Consider the following 19,602-nt stretch of genomic DNA (forward strand, 5'->3'; position numbering starts at 1 on the left):
TGCGGCTCGAGGTCGCGATCGCCGACGTGCTCGCGCCAGTAGGCCAGCGAGCGATCGTATAGGGTACCACGATCGAGCCCTTGAGCAGCAGCGTCGTCGATGTCCGCGAGGTGGTTCATCACCGCGGCGCCGTGAGCGCGAGGCTTCGGGAAGGTATCCGGCTCGGACCCAGTTACGTCGTCAAATTGAACCGGATCGTCAGCAGCGTCGACGCTCATAGCGGGCCCTCCCGCGCGTCGCGAACATCACGCGTACAATCCGGACACAGCCGACGAAGGCCGTCGACGGTCTCACCGCATCGCTCGCACTTGCTGTCCTCGACGAGTCGGCTCACGGCGATCCCTCCTCGAGTTTCTCCTCGGATCGAGCGAGCAGATTGCCGATCGTCCCCGGCTGGCGGTCGGTCCGGCGAGCGAACTCCCGAACGCCGATGCCGTTCTCTCGACAGGAGACGTAGGCCTCACGTTCGGCCTCCGTGAGCACAGAGAGGTCCGGCCCAAAGTCGACCAGCGTCGCTTGCTCACTCGACACGCTCGCTCACCTCCCGTTCGGGGGTCGCAACGTGGCGGACGTGTTCGTCCGAGAAGCGGATCTGGACACCGGTCCAGCCGTCGACGAACGCGCTCGCGTCCTCACCGCCGACTCGCATCGGCAGCACGATCTCGTAGGGGTGGCGCTCGCACCGCCACCCAAACGTGATGAGTTCGTCGAAGGCAGCAGCGAGAGCGACGTGTACCAGGTCCGGTTTCTCGACACGCTGTGATCCCTTCGACTTCACGACCGGATGGCAGCACTCCGGACAGACCGGAATGCCCTCGCTATCCCGCGTGGGTTCCCGAACGATCGCCGGAGAAACGACACCGAACCGCTCGAGACCAGTTCGGCTCATCGCTCACCTCTCTCGAGTGCGCGGCGAACGTCCTCGTCGCTGGCCTGCGTCGCAGGGTGAGCGATGACTGTCCCGGTCTCGACATCGTACAGCCGACTCGCAGGCACGAAGACGGCCTCACGCATCGGCCTCACCGCCGTGACGACCGGCCGATGTTTCCGGATCGGGGATCGAAACGTCGATACCAGCGGCGGAGCCGCGGCTCAGGCGGGCATAGGAGTCACAGTCGCCACAGCGGTGGGCCCGGTCGTCGTCATCACCGAAGACGCGACGGAACCGGTCCGTAACATGGGCTCCGCAGTGGGTACACGTCGAGTTGTCGACCGGCGGCCACGGCGCGACCGTCACGCAGACCACCCCGCCAGTCGACTATGAAAATCGCCCGAAGGCGTACACCCGGAACTGGAAGCAAGTTCCACACCGAATTTGACCCCTGAATTCGAAAACAAGAAATCGGCAATAGAGGCGCTATTAGTCGTGAAAACGCCAGTATCAGGTTCGACTACGCTTCGACGGGAAAGGAAGTCCGCCCTCCCCGATTTGAACGGGGGGCAAGTCGATCTACAGTCGACTGCTCTACCAGTCTGAGCTAAGGGCGGGCACTCCAATGTAGCCGCCGTGGTGCACATAAGGGTTATTATTCGGGACGGCGGGGAGGTGTTACGAGCCGTGAACAGCAGAATGATTGATATAGGAGGCGTGATAACATGTTGGCAACTCGTCCATGAGCAAGATCACGTTTCGGGCCGACGACGACCTCGTCGAACAACTCGAGGGACTCGAGATCTCCAAGAGCGAAGCGATGCGGGAGGCGCTGCGCTCGTACCTCGAGAGCGGGGCGGCCCGGGACGACGACGCTGGCTCCGAGCCGGTGCGCGAGGCCGACGGCGCGATCGACGACCTCGTTCGCGAGCGGGTCGACGAGCGACTCGAGACGCGACTACGGGAACTCGGCCTCGAACACGCGTCGTCGCGTACGCGCGAATCGAATTCATCGCCACCGGCCGAGCCACAGGACGTCAGTATCTCGATCTCGCTCGAGGGTGCGACGGAGTCGGACGACCGAGTTCGAGTCGACGGCGCACGCACGCGTCAGACAACGGTCAACGACGACGGGCGACCGAACCGGTCGCAGCAACGGACGGAGACGCGACCCGAGGAGACGGACACGCAGTGTAACCAGTGTGGCGACCGCCTCGACGGCGATCACGTCTACTGTCCCAACTGTGGTGAAAAAGCCTCGAAGCGGCTGTTCTGCGACTGTGGCGACGAAATCCGATCCGACTGGTCGTTCTGTCCCAGCTGCGGTCGTCGGACGCCCGCAGCGGACGTCCTCGAGTCAGACGGTCAGCAGTACTGACCAGTGTAAGACAGAGAACGTCCAGTCCGACGGAAGTTTTATTATCCATGCTAAACATCCCTTTATTCGCGTAAGACGGTTTGTCTTACACCCGTCGTTCAGACGGAAAATCGCCCGATGTCGGGTGGTTCAAGCGTAAGACACGCCGCGTCTGACAGGGGCGCGCCACCGTCTTACCCCACGGGGAATACAACCATGGAGCGTGTGACACTGCGAATTCCGAAACAGCAGATCGAAGAAGTAGAGCAACTGGTCGATTCGGGCGAGTTTCCGAACCGGAGCGAGGCGATCCGGTCGGCCGTCCGCGAGATGATCAACGAGCAACAGGACGGGCCCACCGAGCAGTCCGGCAAACGCAACTGGGCGAAGGTGTAACGATGCAGGATATCGTTCAGGACGCCCTGGAGAACGCGGAGGAAGAGGCCCGGGAGATGGACGCCTCGATGGGCGACGACGAGTTCGGGGAGCCCCGAATCGTCATCGTCGGCTGTGGCGGTGCCGGAAACAACACGATCAACCGACTGTACAACATCGGCGTCGACGGTGCCGACACCGTCGCGATCAACACGGACAAACAGCACCTCAAGATGATCGAGGCCGACACGAAGATCCTGGTCGGCAAATCGCTCACCAACGGGCTCGGTGCCGGCGGCGATCCGTCGATGGGCGAGCGCGCGACCGAGATGGCTCAGGGCACGATCAAGGAGGTACTCGGCGACGCGGACCTCGTGTTCGTGACTGCCGGAATGGGCGGTGGCACCGGCACGGGTGCCGCCCCCGTCGTCTCGAAGATCGCCAAAGAGCAGGGCGCGATCGTCGTCGGGATGGTCTCGACGCCGTTCAACGTCGAGCGAGCCCGCACGGTGAAAGCCGAGGAAGGCCTAGAGAAGCTGCGCGAGCAGGCGGACTCGATCATCGTGCTGGACAACAACCGGTTGCTCGATTACGTCCCGAACCTGCCGATCGGGAAGGCGTTCTCGGTGATGGACCAGATCATCGCCGAGACCGTCAAGGGGATCTCGGAGACGATCACCCAGCCCTCGCTGATCAACCTGGACTACGCCGACATGTCCACGATCATGAACCAGGGCGGCGTCGCGGTGATGCTCGTCGGCGAGACCCAGGACAAGAACAAGACCGACGAGGTCGTCAAGGACGCGATGAACCACCCGCTGCTGGACGTCGACTACCGCGGTGCCTCGGGCGGACTCGTCCACATCACTGGCGGCCCCGACCTCACGCTGAAAGAGGCCGAGGGCATCGCCGACAACATCACGGAGCGCCTCGAAGCCAGTGCGAACGTCATCTGGGGCGCCCGGATTCAGGAGAACTACAAGGGCAAGGTGCGGGTCATGGCGATCATGACCGGCGTCCAGAGCGCGCAAGTGCTCGGACCGACGACCCAGAAGCAGGCCGACAAATCGCGCCAGAGCATCGAGGGCGTGACCGAAGCCGAGTTCGACGCGAGCAACAACGTCGAGAACGCGGGCTCCGGATTCGGCGCGCAGAGCGACGGCGGCCGCGAAGAAGTCGAGCGACAGAACGGCGTCGACGTGATCCGATAATCGAAGCGGCAGACCGTCCGGCGCGATCACGCGATTGACACACCACCGTCGCGCCGGCCGGGAATCGGTCTCACGGATCGCGTTTCTCGAAAGCGAACTGCTATTCGCGAGTGGCGACGCGCTCGCGACGCGGCCCGTTCGTCGACGTCCCGACGATCGAGAAGGGTTCGAATTCGGTCACGATATGCATTAGAAGTGCCGTTTACGGCCGTATACGGGATAGGACCGATCGGAACTCGTTCGAGTCGACGAGAGACGTGCCGCTGTGAGTCAGACCAGCGACTCGAGCAGCGAACACTTGCGACAGACCTCGCGCGTCGTCGTCGAGCCGCACTCGACGCACTCCCGGAGGTCGGCCCCGTCGTCGCCGGCGTACGTCTCGGCGGCAATTCCCGCGAGTTCCTCGTACCCCGAGAGGATCGAGTGGCGAGTGCCGGGGTGGTTCTCCTCCAGGTCGTAGAGGAGCTGCTGGATCTCGCCGCGGTAGGCCTCGCTGGCGTGGGGGCACTCGGTGATGTGGGCCGGCAGATCGTTGATGTGGGCATAGAGCGCGACCTCTTTCTCGGGAACGTCGCGAAGCGGTTTTGCGCGGGGAACGAATTCGTTCTGCTCCTCGCGCTCCGAGAGCGGGCCGAGGCTGGCGTCGAAGTGTTTCGCGACCTGTTCGACGTCCCCCTCGAGGAAGTTCATGAGCGCGGTCTGGGCCTCGTCGTCGAGATTGTGGCCCGTCAGGAGGAGATCGGCCTCGAGCTCGTCGGCGTAGTTCGAGAGGAGGTCGCGCCGGAAGACGCCACAGTAGGCGCAGGCGGCCATGTTCTCGGGATCGTCCTCGACGACGTCGTCCATCCGAACGCCGAACTCGTCCTCGTAGGTGACGAGTTCGTGGCGGATATCGAGGTCGTCGGTGAGTTCGACGCACGCCTCGACGGACTCGTCCCGGTAGCCCTCGATCCCCTCGTGAATCGTCAGCCCGACGAGTTCGATGCGGGGGTCCTCGGCGAAGGTGTCGTGGAGGATCTGCGTGAGGACGACGCTGTCTTTCCCGCCGGAGAGTCCGATCACCCAGGTCTGGGGGTTCTCGGGTGTCGCGTCGTGGGGAACGAGATCGTCCCGTCGGACCCGGCGGCGCACCCGCTTCTCGACCGATTCGCGGAAGTGATCCGCACAGAGGTGTGCCCCGGAGTAGGCGGCGTGCATGACCGCCTGCTCGCCGCAGCGGTTACAGTCCATTAGCGGTCCGTTGTCGGTCGCCGCCAATCACGGTTTCGTCTGGCGAAGGCGACTGGCGGCGTCTCACGACGAGGTCGCTGTCTTACGCTCGACGTGAGACGGTCGGATCTCCCGCGATCGCGTCGTTCGAAACGCCCTTCCGCGCTCCTCGAGTCGGCGCGCACATGGTGATATACGATCGATCACCGTCGACCGCGACCGAGCTGATCGACGAGTTCGACGGCGGCGTCGGCTGGTTCGCCCATCCGAACGAAACCGGGCTGCGTGCGAGCCACGCCCTGCTGGGCGACGACGGCGGCGTCTGGCTGTTCGATCCCCTCTGGGCACCCGGGATCGACAAGGAGATCGGCGCGCTCGGCGACGTCGCGGGCGTCGTCGTCTGTTCGGCCTACCACGCTCGAGACGCCGATCGGTTCGCTCGCCGGTTCGACGTTCCCGTCGCCGTTCCGCGGTGGCTGGACAGGGTTCCGGCGCGTCTCGACGCACCGCTCGAGCGGTTCGATGGCGCACTCGGGACCTCGGGATTTCGAGTCCGGGAGGTGAGCCCGCTCCCGGGCTGGTCCGAGGCGATCGCCTACCGGCGGTCCGACGGGACGCTGTACGTTCCGGACCTCCTCGGAACCGCGCCGCCGTATCTGGTCGGCGACGAACGGCTCGCGGTGTACCTCCTGCTCCGGCCGGTCGTTCCGACGGCGGTCTTCGAGGGGATCGCACCGGAGCGGATCCTCGTCGGCCACGGGACGGGCGTGTTCGCCGACGCCGCGAGCACCCTCGCGGACGCGCTCGCGACTGCGCGACGGCGGTTCCCGCGGGCGCTACTCGAGGGACGGTCGCAACTGCGTGCACTGGTCGACGCGATCTGAGCAAGGCTGCCGGCTGTGACGTACGGCGTCAGACGGTGACCCGCGCTCGCTCTTCGACGGCACTGGAGCCCTCCTCGAGGGCGGTCAGCAGGAGGTCGACGTACCGATCCCGGCCGGCGGAGGAGAACAGTTCGTGGCCACCGTTGTAGAGGACGACGTGTTCGGCGGGAACCCGCTCGCCGATCGGTCGGAGATTCACGACGGGATCGCGCAGCGAGCAGAAGACGACCGCGTCGTGGTCGATCGTCAACAGCTCGTCCTGCGCGCGGCGCGTCTCTCGGACGAACGCGGGCGAGACCCACGAGGGGGTCGTCGCGAGCTGGTGATCGGTCGCCCGCTCGCCCAGCGCCTCCCTGTCGAGCCCGCTGACCGGCAGACACGGGAACGTGGTCGGAATCTTCGACATCCCGTCCAGCACGGGCTCGGGGAGTCCCTCACCGTATCCCCACCACGGACTCAGGTAGACGTGGTTGTCCGCGCCGTCCAGGGCCTGTGCGACGAGCGCGCCGGCGCTGTGAGCCAGCAGCTGGTACCCGTCGAAGTCGAGGACGTACTCGGCGATCGGCTCGAGCCAGTCGGCTTTGAAGTCGTCGATGTTGGTGGGGAGTTCGAACGCGTGGACTCGGTAGCCGGCCTCGGTCAACGTCCCGATGAGCCAGCTGACGTTCTCGTGGGTCCAGCGGTTGCCCCAGCCCATGACGAAGACGAGCTCTTCGTCGCCGTCCTCGTTGAAGATCCGGTGTCGCATAGGTTTCCGTTCGCCGCGAATCGATAAAAAACCTGATCTCTCGACGCACCGCTCGAGACGATCGCGGCTGCAACCTGCCGGTTTCGCGGCTCGAGCGCACCGGCGCACACCGCGAACCGCCGGGAGAGCCGCGATCGGCCGACTGAGAAACGACTTTGCGCCTCGAGCCCCAAGCGCGACCGATGAGTGGATTTGACCGCAGTGACGCGGTCGACCGCCTCGAGCGGCTGGTCGAGACCGTCGCGACCGACCGGATGCCGGTTCCCGTCCGGGAAGTGTGGGCGTTCGGCGACGTGGCGCTCGGCCTCGATCCGGTCGAGCGACTGGACGTCTACGTGACCAAGGACATCCTGCTGCGCGACGACAGCGAGTCCGCGCCCGCGAGCGCCGGCGGAGCGGCGTCGGACGCGGACCCCGAGGCCGAGTTCCGCGAGTCCCACGGCATCGAGGGCGTCGGCAAATCGGTCCGGGCCGACTGGGCGCGCGACCACCCGGCGTTCCTCCGGGCGAACAGGAACGGTCACGCCGCGCCCGAGCAGTGTCTCGCCGCCCACCTCCTCGAGGACGACGAACCGGTCCACCTCGAGGTCTGTAACTCCCCGTTCGAGGACAACGTCACCCAGCGGCTGCGCGGCGCGCGACTGCGCGAGGATTACACTCAGTTGCTCGATCCACGGGGGGTCTGTCTCTGGGCCGAGGGCACCAGGAGCGACGAGGCGTTCCGAAAACTCCGCGAGAGCGACCTGGCGCTGCCGACGCTGTCCGCCGCCCTCGAGATGCTCGGCATGGATGCGGACGAGGCCGAGACGGCCGCTCGAGAACTCCACGCCTGGCGCGAGCAACAAGACGGCGTGACCGTCCGCGGCGACGTCGTGTGACGCGGCCGGCCGTTACCGGTCGATCGGCGTCTCCTGTAAGTCCGCGACCGTCTCCCGAACCCGCTCGAGATACGTCGCGGTCGTCGCCCGGTCGACGTGGACGACGCCGCGCTGCCGATCGTGTTCGATCAGTCCGGCTTCGTCCAGTTTCGGGAGGTGCACGTGGCGGAGTTCCGTTGCGATCTCCCGACGATCGGGGTCCGCCGCGGCCGTCTCCGGCGCTCGATCGACGACGTAGTCGACGAGCTCCTCGTGCGTAGCGGTGTCGGCCGTCGTTCGCATCGCGTACCGACAGATCGACCGCCGGTACGGATCGTTCAACGCGTCGAACGACGGATCGATCGGTACGGGTTCCACATCGTCCTCCGCGTCCCGGTCGCTCATTGTTCAGCAATGCTCACTTCTGTCGGATAGGTGCGGCGCGGAAGTATTCACGCCCTTTATCCGAGTTCGCGATCGTCGCGGACGGCCGGCCGAAACTGGGAAACCGAACCGATACCTATCACCGGTAGTTCGCCAGTATGCTCCTCGCTACGCTCGTTGTCGACTATCCTATTCTTCGGGAAACGCTGTCGCACGCACCGAACGCGAACGTCACGTGGGAACAGTCCGATCTCACAGAAGCCGGCGGCCATCAGATGCTCATCTGGGTCGAAGGCGACGACGACACGTTCGCCGCGTTCGACGCCGGTCTCGAGAGCGACCCGACCGTCACCGTCCCCGACCGCGTGGTCGAGGTCGACGATCGCCGGCTCTACCGGCTCGAGTTGACGGCCGACGGCCATCGGAGGAGCGTCTACCCGACCGTGATCGAAGAGGGCGGGGTCCTTCAGGAAGTGACCGCAACGGCGGAGGGCTGGTACTTTCGCATCGCCTTCCCCAGCGACGAGGCCCTCGAGCGGTTTCACGCCTTCTTCGTGGATCGCGACCTGGACGTCGAACTCCGGAAACTGCACGAAACCCGAGAGGGCGTCGACGGATCGGGAACGCGTTCCGCGTTCGGGGTGACCGAGAGGCAGCGCGAGGCGCTCGTCGCCGCGGTCGACGCCGGCTACCTCGACATTCCGCGATCGTGTTCGCTAGCCGAACTCGGAGAGCAGCTCGATATCTCGCCGAACGCGACGTCGGAACGGTTCCGTCGCGGCGTCAGATCCCTCGTCGAGAACACGGTGTATCCGGACGACGAATCGTCGAATTGAGCCGTCGCCCTCGCGTGACCGCAGCTGCAGGGTGACGGCGATCAGGCGATATCGATGCGAGCGAACCACAGCTGGGCCGCGACGAGGAAGACGACCGTCATCGCGACGAGAATTCCCGCGCCGACGAAGTCGTAGCTCCCCTCGAGCAGGACCGCGTTGGGATCGTAATACCGCATCGGGGCGATCACGCCGATCGCCCCGGCGTCGGTGCCGGTCAGCAGCGACTCGGACAGGAACAGCGCGAACGTGACGCCGAGAGCGACCCGTTGCGCGATCGCCGCCCGATCGAAGACGACCGACGCGAGCAGGCCGATTCCGGCGCAGGCGAAGAGATAGGGGATCGAGAGCAGGTGGACCGCGAGCACGTCGGCGACGGCGAGGGGTTCGTCGATCAGTCGCGCGCCGACGACGACGACGAGCGGCGGCACGACGTTCACGAGGACGATCGGAACGGCCATCGCGGCGAACCGCTCGCCGACCAGCCGCCGCCGGGAGATCGGCATCGCCAGCAACACGTCCATCCGTCCGCGGTCGACGTCGTCGGCGATCGTCCCCGCCGTGGCGTAGGCCAGATACAGGCCCAGCAGGATGACCCATCCGAACGTGTAGAGTTCGAACGAGAGGAACCCGCCCAGGCTCGCCATCGTCTGGATCCCCATCACCTGCAGGATCGGCTCCGGATAGGCCGACAGCAACTGGTTGAGGTCGATCTCCGTCTTGAACGAGGGGTAGACCCAGATGACCATCGCGGCGAGCAGGGACATCCCGATCGAGAGGTAGATGCCGCCGCGAATCCGGCGTCGGCCGTCGTATCGGGCCAGTTCAAACATCTGCATCACCCCTGGCGTCGGTATCGGCGGCTACGCGATCGGGTTCGTCCGTCCCGTCGTCGGCACCGTCACCGTCGTAAAACCGCATGAAGACGTCCTCGAGCGGCGCTTCCTCGATCGAGAGGTCCAGAAGCCGGTGTTCGCGACACGCCGCGAGCAGTTCGTTGACGTCGCCGGTGAACGTAAACACGTACTCGGTCCCCGATCCGGCGGCGTCCGCGTCGGCTTCGAGATCGTGGACCCCCTCGATCTCGAGATCGGCGCGGGAGATCGGCTCCGCCGACCGCAGGCGGACGACCTTGCCGCTCCTGTCGAGCAGCGATTCCACCGGCTCGACGGTGACGAGCCGTCCGTTCCGGATGATGCCGACGCGATCGCAGAGCTGTCGGACCTCGCTCAGGATGTGCGAGGAGAAGAACACCGTCACGCCGCGGTCGCGTTCGGCCCGCAGAAACTCCGCGAAGCGCTGTTGCAACAGCGGATCCAGTCCGCTGGTCGGCTCGTCCAGAATCACGACGTCGGGATCGTGCATGAACGTCGTCACGAGTCCGAGCTTCTGGACGTTCCCCCGCGAGTACTCCCGGATCTCGCGGTCCAGCGGCGGTTGGAACAGTTCGAGGAGTTCCTCGCTGCGTTCGTCGCCCGTGATCGACGCGCGCAGATCGAGGACGTCTCGGCCGGTCGCCGTCTCGTCGAACGCCGGGCTGTCCGGGAGGTAGCCCAGCTGGCGTTTGGCCTCGAGGAGCTGGTCCTCGTCGGTCACGTCGCGGCCCAGCAGCCGAGCCGTTCCGGCGGTCGGCGAGATGAGTCCCAACAGCATCCGGATCGTCGTGGTCTTCCCCGCGCCGTTGGGGCCGAGGTAGCCGAATATCTCGCCGCGGTCGACGTCGAACGTGACGCCGTCGTTGGCGACTACCTCGCCGTAGTCCTTCGTGAGTCCCTCGAGTTCGATCGCGCCCATACGTCTCCTTTCCGGTCTGACACCATTGCTGTGGCGGTCCGTCGGTCGGTCGCGTCGCGTCTCGAGGCGACCGTCTCCGCGCTCGTCGGGGTGAATGGAGGGGGAGGGTCGACTCAGCGTGCGTCGAGGCCGAGCAGTTCGTTCTGGACCCGTTCGCCGACCCGGATCTCGCAGTCCGCCAGGGGGACGGCACAGCACAGCAACACGTAGCCGTCGGCCGCTCGGTCGGCTGGGAGCGCCGTCCCCTCGCTCCCGTCGAGTTCGCCCTCGAGCAGTTCGCCGACGCACGACGTACACATCCCGCTTCGGCAGGAGTGGGGGAGGTCGAGGTCGGCGCGTTCGGCCGCCTCGAGGACGTACTCGTCGGGGGCGATTTCGACGGTCTCCGTCGCGTCTTCGAGGTGGAACGTGACGTCGTACATCGCCGATCTAGAGTCGCTGCCGGAGTTTGTACAGTTCCAGTGCCTCGAGACGCGGGTCGCCGGTTCCGACCTCGTCGTGCTCCAGGCTGGCACCGCTGACGCTCTCGTTGAACGACGTGCTGACGCCGTCGTCGTCGAACGTCGAGTCCATGATGTAGGCGACGTTCTCGCGGACCTCCGCGACGCTCCGGTCGAGTTCCGCGGCGGCATCCTCGATCGCCTCGCGTACGTCTTCGTCCGAGGCGGTAAACGCCGCGCCGCGGGAGAGCTCCGCGAGGTCGACGTCGTCAGTCATCGTCTCGCCCTCCGTCGGCGGCGCGTTTGCGCCGGTAGAGCTTTCGGTACTCCCGAACCGCATCGTCGACGTCCGTCTCGAGACACTCCTGGTGACGATCGGCGACGAGGCCGACGACCCTGTGGTGGTCGACGTCGAGGTCGAGCGCCTCGTTGAACTGGCCGTCGATGAGCCGGCCTACCCGCAGCAGGAGGTCGTCGAAGCCGATCTCGAGGGGATCGTCGACGGCGTCCGTGAACATGTAGCCGAAGTCAGCGATCGACGCCACGTTCTCGTAGAGGACGTCGACGATCGCCCGGCTGACGCCCTGGAACTCGGGCTCGCCGGCGCGTTCCTTTTCGATCAGTTCGCTCAGCGCCTCGACGCCGTGGGTGATGTGTCGCCCCTCGTCGGTGCTGATGAACTTGAATCCGTGGTTCAACAGCGGCAGCGGGGCGTTCCCCGAGAGCTTGTTGATCGAGTAGAAGCCGCCGCGCGCGAGCAGCCCCTCCACGATCATGTGATACACCGTCAGCGCTTTGGCGATATCGACCGGGTCCGTCGAGTGAGCCGCTCTAGCGGTCAGTTGGCCCTGACGGTCGTACACGTCGCCGAGTCCGGTCGCCTGCACGATCGGAACGCGAGCACCGCCGCGTTTCGGATTCAGGTCGGCGAACGCGTCCTGCTCGCCCAGCACCTCGTGCATGTAGACGTCGATGAACTGCGTGTGTTTGTGTTCGGTCAGCGTGAACATCGTCATGTACATCTCCATCTCCTCGTTGTCGTCGAAACACGGCGCGCCGGCGATGCGCTGGAGGTGATGGCTCGCGTCCTCGCCGACCGCGAACTCGCCGTCGAGGAAACCGGAGAGCAGGTACCGGATCTGCGTCCGCTCGGCCGGCTCGAGCGACGCCAGGATCTCGCGGTCCGCTTCGAAGCCGACCTCGTCGAACAGCTTCTCGACGTCCCACGTTCCGAGTTCGACGCCCTTCTGAAAGAGATCGTACCACTTGCTCTCGGTATCGATCCGTTCCGCTCGAAACGCCGTTGATGTGGTAGCGTGTGTCACAGCCATAGGTTATCGGGTTCGGAAATGAGCCTATCCGTTCGAATGACCGGCTGTTGAAGTCGATGGACCGACCCAGCGGGATGGGTCCCCGTCGCCGCCGCGGTAACCGGGTCGCGCTTCCACGCCGGTTCCTCGTCCGAGCGGGAACCCGGGTGCCCGTGATGAACGGCCTCGTATGACCGGAGAAAGCGCGACGGTAGTTCACGACGATCACTCCCAGACATCGGGCGCTGCGGCCCGATCACCATCTATGAGTACGCACCGACTGCGACCGATCGAACAGTACTTCCCGACCGAACCCTGGCTCGAGGCGTATCGGGACGCGATCAACACCGACGACGGCTACGCCGAGAAATCGGCGGGCTGGGGCGTCGACTTCGACGGATCGTTCGTCTTCCAGATCGAGAACGTCCCCCTCGAGACCACGACGGTCGCCGACCTGCCGCCGGAAATCGTCACGGCGACCGACGACGAACTCTCCGGCCGGTCCGCGGCGGAGATCGAACCGATCCTCGAGGGAGCGCCGGCGGCCGTCCGCGAGCGCGTCGACTCCCGCGACGGCTCGCTCGAGGACCGCGTCGCCGCCGAGATCACGGAAACGACGGTCGCGGCGCTCCCCGAGCGAACGTGGCCGGAACTGCGGGCGGCGCTCCCCGACGTCCTCGACGAACTGATCGTCCAACTCGAGGAGAACGTCGCCGCCGACGGGACCATCTACGCGCAGCTGGATCTCTACGACGGCGAGTGCCGCGGCGTCGAAGCGATCACGGACCTCGACGGTCGGGAGTACGGGTTCCGACTCGTCGGTGACTACGAGCAGTGGGCGACGCTCGTCCGCGGCGAGGGCGACGTCATCGACATGCTGATGGCCGGCGAGTTCGAGATCGACGGCGACATACAGACGATCCTGCAGTACGCCGACGCGGCGGTCGATCTCGGCGAGATCTCGGCCGGCGTCGACTCGCGATTCGTGTTTTGACTCCCGCGGTGACCGATCCCTCGGCCGGCGGTCACCGGCGACCGCTCGCCGTCCGACGCGATCCTCGAGCGAGCCGCGGGGAAGATCGTACGCGACGCAGAACCGCCGGCGGTTCAGTGCTCGAGGATCGATCCGTACACAAGCCCGAGCGTGCCGCCGTACACCGTCCACGCGACGACGCCGACGAGGCCGCTCGCCGTGACGTCGGGCACGACCGCCGGCTGCTCCGTCGCGACGGACAGCCAGAGCGGCGACGCGAACAGGGAGACGAGCACGCCCACCGCGACCCCGTAACCGCTGCCGAGTCCGACCATCGTCGTCGTGAACGCGGACCGCCGGAGCAGCGGGACGAGAACCGCACGTACAGCGTCGTTGCGTCTCGAAAGCGTCGTGATCGACGAGACGAACCCGTCGATCGTTCGCGAGACGACGGGACGAAACGGCAGCGCGAACAGGACGCCGAGCGCGAGCATCGCGAGCCAGCCGCCGTCCAGCGTCGGCGCGCCGACGATCGCCCCGACCCGCCTGATCGCGTCGGTGTCGTACAGCTGGATCACCAGCGCGGCCTGGAACCCTCCGGCGAGACCGCCCGCTATCGCGGCCTCGAACTCCCGAACATCGGCCTCGAGCGACTCGACCCGCTCGAAGAGCGGGGCCAGCGCGACCCGGTACGGCGGCTCGTCGGCGTCGCCGCTCGGATCGGCGTCGGATCCGGTGCCCGCGTCGGACTCGGCCATAGCCGTGCCGCGTGTTGATCGGTGACGCGCCTCAGTGTTGTTCCGCGTATCCGAGGCCATTTATAGCGCGTGACCGGCGCATCCGCCGACCACGGAGCCGTGTTGCGAGCCGATTACCCCTGTCAGGAACGAGAGACGAGACCAAAACCATTTACGATGGGGTGTGGGCCGAGAACGTATGAACGAGCTGTTAGCGCGAAACCTCAGCGGAAAGCCGATCGTCGGAATCGACGGGACCGACTTCGGGACGCTCTCGACCGTTACCATGGACCCGGAGTCCGGCGCGCTCCGCGATCTCGTCGTCGACCGCCCCAGCCGGCTTTCGTCGACCGCCCCCGGCCGACCCGACGACGACGGCCGATTGCGAATTCCCGTCAGCCATATCGAAACGGTGAACGACCAGATCGTCGTTCGGAGGGCCGACTGAGCGACTGCGAGCGGAGCGCTCCGTGCAGTCCTCGAGATCGAGTCCTGCGGCCCCGAGGAGCTGAAGCGCATCGCCGGTCGCCTCGACCGAACGCTCGCAGGCGTACCCTCTCGCGAGCGAGGAGACGCAGTCGCGCGTCGAGGCCCCGTCCGCGAGGGCCTCGGCAGCGCTGGTCGTCCATTTCGACTCCGTGGCGATGAGAAACACAGACGCCGACTCCCCCGTCACTGCGCCGATCGCATCGGATATCCCCGGTCACTCCTCGAGTCGTCCGTCCGTCACGGAACGACCTGGGAGAGCAGCTTCGATTCGATTTTTCGCAGGTGGCCGCCGACCGTTCCCCCGGTACAGCCGAGTTCCTCGCCGATATCGTCGTGGGTCACCGCGCGCGGAACGTCGTAGTACCCCATATCGACGGCGGTACGGAGGATTTCCTGCTGGCGGTCGGTGAGCTGGGAGTAGAGCCGATCCGTGTCCGGTTCGTAGGACCCCGTTTTGAGGAGCTTGAGCCTGATCCCGTCGGGAACGTCCGGGACGGCCTTCTGGAAGCTCTTTACGTCGCCGATCATCGTGACGCACAACCCGCCGCGACGCGTGAACTCGAGGGGCGTATCGAAGATGAACTCGAACTTCGTGAGCATACTCAACAGACCGACGAGCCTGTCGTCGGCTTCGACGTGAATGTAGGCGTGTATCACGTCGTCGACGCCCGAGAGCTGGTACTTCCGTACTCTCGAGGAGTCCTCCAGAATCGACTTGAGCGCGTCTCTATCACCTGTGAACTGATAGAGCGTGACGATCGTCTCGTCGGCGAGGAGGTTGACGTTGTGAAGGAGATCACGGCTGATGTCCGGGTGCGCTTCGATCCGGCGATCGACGGGATGCAGTCCCTCGTCGTCGGGGATGATGATGCATTTTGCGTATCTCATCTCGAGACAGTCACACCATTGGGAACGTTACTATTAGTATTAAGTATAATATATATTAAAAACTAAACTCAACCTGAACTACATGGAGGATACCGATCTGAGGGCGCTGCTATCGTGTTCGGTTCGAGGGGAAACGAACCGCTCCGGGCGTCGACGCAGTCGGGCACGTATACCAACCGCGACGGCTGGAATAACAGGTCGTATATAGTAGTTGTGGCGGACCCAGATATAAATGCCCCCGTATACGAGGAGGTAAAATGATTGGAAATCGTGTTGGGTGTGTCTTTGTGACACACATGCTACAACATCGCCTCGGTCGCTTCGAGTGCAATACGGCCCGAAATTCAGCGAATCGATCACGAACCGCGGAGAGCAACCGATAGCAGACAGGACCATGTACGATACGAAGCGATTAGCGGGCGGAACCGGTGCATCATTTCTCGTCGTCGCGTTGGTCGGACTCATCATCCTGTCGTCCGGAACGGCGTACGCCGCACCGCTGGCGAGCGGGAGCGGATTCACCGTCGAGGCCGACGAGATCAGATCGGACGAGTTCCTCTTCTACCCGAGCGCTGGAGAGAACGACGCCGGGTCGACGCCGGTGATGGTCGCCGAACAGCGCGACGTCGAAATCGACGGACTGAGACTAACCAGAACGCAGGACGTACCGATGATGGACGGGACGATGGAGATCTCCTTCACCGCCGACGAGACGGTCGAGGCGGACCAACAGTATATCAAACTCACCGGACTGGACGCGGAGAACGCGAAGTTCAACGGGCAAGTGATCGACGCACAGCCCAGCGAGAATCCCGAACAGCAGTTCCAGCAGCGGGCCGGTTCGAACGTCGATCCCGAGGACGGCTACATCACTGACGTCGAGGGAGACGACCCCGGAATGGTCCAGCAAGACGTCGAGATCGACATGGTGTACCTCGCCTCGAACGAGATCAGCCTCCCCGGACTCGACGTCGACGTGGAGTACAACTCCGACGGGTGACCACCGATGGCCACTCCAAACGGCCGGGACGACACCGAACGCCTCCCAGAACGGGTCACGAACCGATGGGACCGGCTCTCCGGCTGGCTCGAGCACCGATGGACTCGAGCCACCGGCTGGACCGGCGATCGCTGGAGCCGGTTCAACGATTGGCGGGCCCAGCGCCCGTTTCTGGGCGGTGTCTTGCTCTGTCTGGCCGGCCTGTTCATCACCTGGGTCCCGATGCAGATCCTGCCCGATCTCCTCTTCGTCGGCGGACGGATGACGGGCTTTCTCGCCATCGGGACGCTGTTCGGCGTGTTCGTCTTCCTGTCGGGCGTTTACGCGCTGTACAGGCCGGAACACTCCACCGAGATCGGCGTCGTCGGCGTCGTCCTCTCGATTTTCTCCCTGTTCGGCTCGCTCGGCGGACTGTTCCTCGGCATGCTGTTCGGTATCCTCGGCGGCAACCTCTGTATCGCGTGGATACCGGCCGACGACGCCGACGACGCCGTGTCGGAACCGGGAACCGTCGATGCCGCACTCGTCCGGTTCCGTGAGGGGATCAGCCGCGTCGCCGAGAAGACGGGGACACGGCTTCGAGACGGCGTCGAAACGATCACGCAGAGAGATCTCGATGACTGACACCGATTCCACCGCGACCGCTAGAACAGCTCCCGACCGACGCCCCCACCAGCAGTCGCGAGCGGATCGAAGAGACCACCGGGAGCGTCGATCCGCCGAACGGACGGCCGAAGCAACGAGGGATCAGGCAGCGCCGTGAGACGAACCCGCGCCATCGACACGACCGGGCCGTCGGAGCACGGATCGAGCACCAGCCATGAGTGACTACGAGACGGGTGACGCCGGAGCGAGCGCGCTCTCGCTCAAGGCCGTCGACACCTGGATCGTCCTCGGAGCCGTGATCGGCGGCGTCCTCGTCAATCTCAACGCGTTGCTGGTCCCGCTGCTCACTCGCATCGGGGGCGGCGTCGTCGCCGGGTTCATCGCCGCGTACGCGGCCGGTCGGATCGCGTCCGGCGTCGTCCACGCGGTGATCGCGAGCGCGCTCGTCGGCGGAATCGCGGGGACGGTGACGGCGTCGCTCGGCACCCTTCTCGGACTGTACAACGAACCGCCGTTACTGGTGCTCGAGTCCGTCGGCCCGATCAGCCCGATGCTCACGGGCCTCGGACTACCGAGCGTCGTCCTGATCGTGCTCGCCTTCTCGCTGCTGACCGCCGTCGACGGGCTCGTCGGCGGACTGCTCGGCAGCGCACTGCGAGCGCTTCTCCCGTGGTGACTGCGCGCTCGCGTCGCCGCGCTCGCTCGGCTGGCGCCTCAGGCGACTCGTCCGACGGTGACGAAGAACGGGACCGCCTCCTCGCGGCGATACTCCCGCGCTTCCATCTGTTCGATGACGGACCGCCCCATCTCGCGCCACGAACCGCGGAGCTCGTCGTACTCGGCTTCGGTCAGGGCTCCCGAAAGCATCGTCTCGCGGTCGTCGGCCAGTCCGGCCCCGGTCGCCTTACGCCGGGCCGCGACCACCGCCATCTCGCTGTACGGCGGTTCGACCGTGCGAACGTGATCGTACCGGCGGGTTTCGAGCGCCTCGAGTCCCGCCGCCTCGAAGGTGTCGCGGGCGTCAGCGCCGAGCGCGACGTCCGTGTCGACGCCGTCGAGGTAGGCTCGCCGCGCCCGGCGCTCGAGCCCACCCTCCGCGTCGACGCTCGAGTCGATCTCGACGGCGGCGTTGTCGGGTTCGACGGCCGCGACGAGATCCGTCGAGACGCGCGCGAACTCGGCGAGCGCGGCCGCGGGGTCGGGCAGGTTGATCAACAGCGCCTGACAGACCACGAGATCGAACGTATCGTCGGGGAACGGGAGCCGACGGGCGTCGCCCGCGACGACCGGGACGTGGTCGCGAGCGGCCGCGAGCAGTTCCGGATCGACGTCGCAGCCGACCACCTCGCCCGGTGACTCCGCCGCGAGGACGCGGCTCAGCTCGCCGGTTCCGCAGCCGACGTCCAGAATCCGGTTTCGGGAGTCGAGGGCCAGCGGCTCGAGGGCCGCGCGGGAATCGGCCCACATCCCCTCGCGGGTCCGACTGAGGTAGGATTCGGAGAACTCGCGCACGGCCCGCAATAGCGGCGTCTCGAGTAAAAACGGGTCGGTTTCTCGACGGGTGCCCGACGGATCGACGCCGTTCGAGGGGAGCCTCGATCGGTCGCACCTCGTCGGCGGATTGCGCGCCGAGTCGCTCGGCACTCCAGATCCCTCCGTTTCGGCGAGCGAACGAGCGCGGAGGCTCCGGGACGTCGACGGCTCCGTACTCGACCGTATTAGGGTCGCACCGGCTCCGCCTGCCGGAGTTCCTCGACCGTCTGGATGTTCCACGCGAAACCGCGGCCGTCCTCCGTCGGCGTCTCGAGCGCGAACGGCAGGTCGCGCAGATCGGGATGGTTAACGATCGCACGCATGCCATCCTCGCCGATGTAGCCCTCGCCGATGTGGGCGTGTTCGTCCTTGTGGGTGCCGACGTCGTGTTTCGAGTCGTTGAGGTGGATATACTCGAGGTACTCGAGGCCGACCTCGTCGTCGAACCGCCCGACCGTTTCGTCGACCGCTTCGGGTGTCGTGAGGTCGTTGCCCGCGACCAGCGTGTGGGCGGTGTCGATACAGATGCCGATATCGGTCTCCGTGCGGTCGATGATCCCCGCGAGGTGCGCGAACTCGCCGCCCAGTTTCGTCCCGCTGCCAGCGTCGGACTCGATGAGGATCTGTACGTCGTCGGGCACCTCGAGTTCGTCGATGAGGCTCGCGGCGTTGTCCAGCCCGCCCTCGACGCCCGCGCCCGTATGCGCCCCGAGGTGGACGTTTACGTACGGAATCCCGAGTCGAGCGGCGGCGTCGAGCTCCGCCTGCATGCTCTCTTTGGACTTCCGGCGGAGGTCGTCTTTCGGCGTGCAGAGATTGACCAGATACGCGGAGTGGATGACCCACGGTCCCTCGAGGTGCTCGTCGGTCTCGTCTCGGAATCCCTCGGCGGCCTCGTCGCTGAGCTCGGGCTGTGCCCAGACCTGCGGCGAGGTCGTAAAGACCTGTCCGCAGTTCCCGCCGAACGCGAGCTGGCGGTGGACCGCGTTGCGGATATCGTCGTACGGCGGTGTTTCGTCGTCGGACGAGACGCGCGAACCGGAGATCGAAACGTGTGCACCGACCTTCATGGCCACCCGTCGGTACCGGTTCGTGATAGGTAT

General features: G+C 65.7%; 27 protein-coding genes, 1 tRNA gene and 1 pseudogene. 11 read left to right on the forward strand and 18 right to left on the reverse strand.

The features are described 5' to 3' along the window. From BMX07_RS13540 to BMX07_RS13560, 6 genes and pseudogenes are all read right to left on the reverse strand, one after another. Positions 1 to 218: pseudogene (locus BMX07_RS13540) on the reverse strand (transcriptional regulator); the annotation flags it as partial. Positions 219 to 330: 112 nt separating this feature from the next. Beyond that, on the reverse strand, positions 331 to 531 hold the full coding sequence (locus tag BMX07_RS13545) for an RNA polymerase subunit sigma-24 (RefSeq protein ID WP_090618458.1): 201 nt from the start codon (positions 529 to 531) through the stop codon (positions 331 to 333). Beyond that, positions 521 to 889, reverse strand: coding sequence for a hypothetical protein (locus tag BMX07_RS13550; RefSeq protein WP_090618459.1), 369 nt, complete (start codon positions 887 to 889; stop codon positions 521 to 523). The genes BMX07_RS13545 and BMX07_RS13550 overlap by 11 nt, the downstream gene beginning before the upstream one ends. Continuing rightward, on the reverse strand, positions 886 to 1,014 hold the full coding sequence (locus BMX07_RS25465; protein ID WP_281246965.1) for a hypothetical protein: 129 nt from the start codon (positions 1,012 to 1,014) through the stop codon (positions 886 to 888). Before BMX07_RS25465 ends, BMX07_RS13550 begins: the two co-directional genes overlap by 4 nt. Further along, positions 1,007 to 1,246, reverse strand: a complete 240-nt coding sequence (locus BMX07_RS25170) for a DUF7563 family protein (protein WP_090618460.1) — start codon at positions 1,244 to 1,246, stop codon at positions 1,007 to 1,009. Before BMX07_RS25170 ends, BMX07_RS25465 begins: the two co-directional genes overlap by 8 nt. 168 nt (positions 1,247 to 1,414) lie before the next feature. Then, a tRNA-Tyr gene (locus BMX07_RS13560) sits at positions 1,415 to 1,488 on the reverse strand. Between the two features lie 125 nt (positions 1,489 to 1,613). On the opposite strand from BMX07_RS13560, the gene BMX07_RS13565 reads away from it, so the two are divergent. The 3 genes from BMX07_RS13565 to ftsZ all read left to right on the forward strand — a co-directional run bounded on the left by BMX07_RS13565 (position 1,614) and on the right by ftsZ (position 3,814). Beyond that, complete coding sequence (locus BMX07_RS13565; protein WP_090618461.1) at positions 1,614 to 2,249, forward strand: double zinc ribbon domain-containing protein; 636 nt, start codon at positions 1,614 to 1,616, stop codon at positions 2,247 to 2,249. 195 nt (positions 2,250 to 2,444) lie between these two features. Continuing rightward, a complete protein-coding gene (locus BMX07_RS13570; RefSeq protein ID WP_090618462.1) occupies positions 2,445 to 2,624 on the forward strand; it encodes a ribbon-helix-helix domain-containing protein in 180 nt (59 codons plus the stop codon). 2 nt (positions 2,625 to 2,626) lie between these two features. Beyond that, positions 2,627 to 3,814, forward strand: a complete 1,188-nt coding sequence (gene ftsZ, locus BMX07_RS13575; protein WP_090618463.1) for a cell division protein FtsZ — start codon at positions 2,627 to 2,629, stop codon at positions 3,812 to 3,814. A 270-nt stretch (positions 3,815 to 4,084) separates the two neighbouring features. On the opposite strand, the gene ncsA is transcribed toward ftsZ, so the two are convergent. Next, complete coding sequence (gene ncsA, locus BMX07_RS13580) at positions 4,085 to 5,044, reverse strand: tRNA 2-thiolation protein NcsA (protein WP_090618464.1); 960 nt, start codon at positions 5,042 to 5,044, stop codon at positions 4,085 to 4,087. A gap of 164 nt (positions 5,045 to 5,208) precedes the next feature. Between ncsA and BMX07_RS13585 the strand changes: the two genes are divergently transcribed. After that, the gene (locus BMX07_RS13585; protein ID WP_090618465.1) at positions 5,209 to 5,907 is read left to right on the forward strand and encodes a hypothetical protein; all 699 of its coding nucleotides are present in this window, start codon (positions 5,209 to 5,211) and stop codon (positions 5,905 to 5,907) included. A 28-nt stretch (positions 5,908 to 5,935) separates the two neighbouring features. Here the strand turns inward: BMX07_RS13585 and BMX07_RS13590 are convergent, their stop codons facing one another. Beyond that, positions 5,936 to 6,655 (reverse strand): alpha/beta fold hydrolase, encoded by a 720-nt coding sequence (locus tag BMX07_RS13590; RefSeq protein WP_090618466.1) that lies wholly within the window; start codon positions 6,653 to 6,655, stop codon positions 5,936 to 5,938. Between the two features lie 182 nt (positions 6,656 to 6,837). On the opposite strand from BMX07_RS13590, the gene BMX07_RS13595 reads away from it, so the two are divergent. Further along, on the forward strand, positions 6,838 to 7,533 hold the full coding sequence (locus BMX07_RS13595; protein WP_090618467.1) for a DUF7095 family protein: 696 nt from the start codon (positions 6,838 to 6,840) through the stop codon (positions 7,531 to 7,533). Between the two features lie 12 nt (positions 7,534 to 7,545). Here the strand turns inward: BMX07_RS13595 and BMX07_RS13600 are convergent, their stop codons facing one another. Then, a complete protein-coding gene (locus tag BMX07_RS13600; RefSeq protein WP_090618468.1) occupies positions 7,546 to 7,917 on the reverse strand; it encodes a DUF7344 domain-containing protein in 372 nt (123 codons plus the stop codon). 137 nt (positions 7,918 to 8,054) lie between these two features. Between BMX07_RS13600 and BMX07_RS13605 the strand changes: the two genes are divergently transcribed. Further along, a complete protein-coding gene (locus BMX07_RS13605) occupies positions 8,055 to 8,732 on the forward strand; it encodes a helix-turn-helix domain-containing protein (RefSeq protein WP_090618469.1) in 678 nt (225 codons plus the stop codon). A 41-nt stretch (positions 8,733 to 8,773) separates the two neighbouring features. Here BMX07_RS13605 and BMX07_RS13610 read toward each other — a convergent pair whose 3' ends face one another. The 5 genes from BMX07_RS13610 to BMX07_RS13630 form a co-directional block, all read right to left on the reverse strand. Then, positions 8,774 to 9,562 (reverse strand): ABC transporter permease subunit, encoded by a 789-nt coding sequence (locus BMX07_RS13610; protein ID WP_090619869.1) that lies wholly within the window; start codon positions 9,560 to 9,562, stop codon positions 8,774 to 8,776. Then, a complete protein-coding gene (locus BMX07_RS13615) occupies positions 9,555 to 10,523 on the reverse strand; it encodes an ABC transporter ATP-binding protein (protein ID WP_090618470.1) in 969 nt (322 codons plus the stop codon). Before BMX07_RS13615 ends, BMX07_RS13610 begins: the two co-directional genes overlap by 8 nt. 113 nt (positions 10,524 to 10,636) lie before the next feature. Continuing rightward, positions 10,637 to 10,945, reverse strand: coding sequence for a 2Fe-2S iron-sulfur cluster-binding protein (locus BMX07_RS13620; RefSeq protein WP_090618471.1), 309 nt, complete (start codon positions 10,943 to 10,945; stop codon positions 10,637 to 10,639). 7 nt (positions 10,946 to 10,952) lie between these two features. Further along, positions 10,953 to 11,240, reverse strand: a complete 288-nt coding sequence (locus BMX07_RS13625; RefSeq protein WP_090618472.1) for a hypothetical protein — start codon at positions 11,238 to 11,240, stop codon at positions 10,953 to 10,955. Then, positions 11,233 to 12,288, reverse strand: coding sequence for a ribonucleotide-diphosphate reductase subunit beta (locus BMX07_RS13630; RefSeq protein WP_090619872.1), 1,056 nt, complete (start codon positions 12,286 to 12,288; stop codon positions 11,233 to 11,235). The genes BMX07_RS13625 and BMX07_RS13630 overlap by 8 nt, the downstream gene beginning before the upstream one ends. Positions 12,289 to 12,538: 250 nt before the next feature. On the opposite strand from BMX07_RS13630, the gene BMX07_RS13635 reads away from it, so the two are divergent. Continuing rightward, positions 12,539 to 13,267 carry a sterol carrier protein gene (locus BMX07_RS13635; RefSeq protein ID WP_090618473.1) on the forward strand — a complete coding sequence of 243 codons (729 nt, stop codon included), beginning with the start codon at positions 12,539 to 12,541 and terminating at the stop codon, positions 13,265 to 13,267. Positions 13,268 to 13,380: 113 nt separating this feature from the next. Here BMX07_RS13635 and BMX07_RS13640 read toward each other — a convergent pair whose 3' ends face one another. Next, on the reverse strand, positions 13,381 to 14,004 hold the full coding sequence (locus tag BMX07_RS13640; protein WP_090618474.1) for a hypothetical protein: 624 nt from the start codon (positions 14,002 to 14,004) through the stop codon (positions 13,381 to 13,383). A gap of 178 nt (positions 14,005 to 14,182) precedes the next feature. Here BMX07_RS13640 and BMX07_RS13645 point away from each other — a divergent pair, with 178 nt between their 5' ends. Beyond that, positions 14,183 to 14,431: a PRC-barrel domain-containing protein gene (locus BMX07_RS13645; protein ID WP_090618475.1), complete on the forward strand. Its 249-nt coding sequence runs from the start codon at positions 14,183 to 14,185 to the stop codon at positions 14,429 to 14,431. A gap of 278 nt (positions 14,432 to 14,709) precedes the next feature. Here the strand turns inward: BMX07_RS13645 and BMX07_RS13650 are convergent, their stop codons facing one another. Next, positions 14,710 to 15,360: a helix-turn-helix domain-containing protein gene (locus BMX07_RS13650; protein WP_090618476.1), complete on the reverse strand. Its 651-nt coding sequence runs from the start codon at positions 15,358 to 15,360 to the stop codon at positions 14,710 to 14,712. 394 nt (positions 15,361 to 15,754) lie between these two features. Between BMX07_RS13650 and BMX07_RS13655 the strand changes: the two genes are divergently transcribed. The 3 genes from BMX07_RS13655 to BMX07_RS13665 all read left to right on the forward strand — a co-directional run bounded on the left by BMX07_RS13655 (position 15,755) and on the right by BMX07_RS13665 (position 17,642). Then, positions 15,755 to 16,360, forward strand: a complete 606-nt coding sequence (locus tag BMX07_RS13655; RefSeq protein WP_090618477.1) for a DUF6230 family protein — start codon at positions 15,755 to 15,757, stop codon at positions 16,358 to 16,360. A gap of 6 nt (positions 16,361 to 16,366) precedes the next feature. Next, positions 16,367 to 16,984, forward strand: coding sequence for a DUF6114 domain-containing protein (locus BMX07_RS13660; protein ID WP_090618478.1), 618 nt, complete (start codon positions 16,367 to 16,369; stop codon positions 16,982 to 16,984). A gap of 196 nt (positions 16,985 to 17,180) precedes the next feature. Next, positions 17,181 to 17,642, forward strand: coding sequence for a hypothetical protein (locus BMX07_RS13665; RefSeq protein ID WP_090618479.1), 462 nt, complete (start codon positions 17,181 to 17,183; stop codon positions 17,640 to 17,642). A 38-nt stretch (positions 17,643 to 17,680) separates the two neighbouring features. Here BMX07_RS13665 and BMX07_RS13670 read toward each other — a convergent pair whose 3' ends face one another. Beyond that, positions 17,681 to 18,478 (reverse strand): class I SAM-dependent methyltransferase, encoded by a 798-nt coding sequence (locus BMX07_RS13670; protein WP_090619875.1) that lies wholly within the window; start codon positions 18,476 to 18,478, stop codon positions 17,681 to 17,683. A gap of 206 nt (positions 18,479 to 18,684) precedes the next feature. Beyond that, the gene (locus tag BMX07_RS13675; protein WP_090618480.1) at positions 18,685 to 19,569 is read right to left on the reverse strand and encodes a deoxyribonuclease IV; all 885 of its coding nucleotides are present in this window, start codon (positions 19,567 to 19,569) and stop codon (positions 18,685 to 18,687) included. Positions 19,570 to 19,602 lie beyond the last annotated feature (33 nt).

The organism is Natrinema salaciae, from assembly GCF_900110865.1.
Lineage (GTDB): Archaea > Halobacteriota > Halobacteria > Halobacteriales > Natrialbaceae > Natrinema > Natrinema salaciae.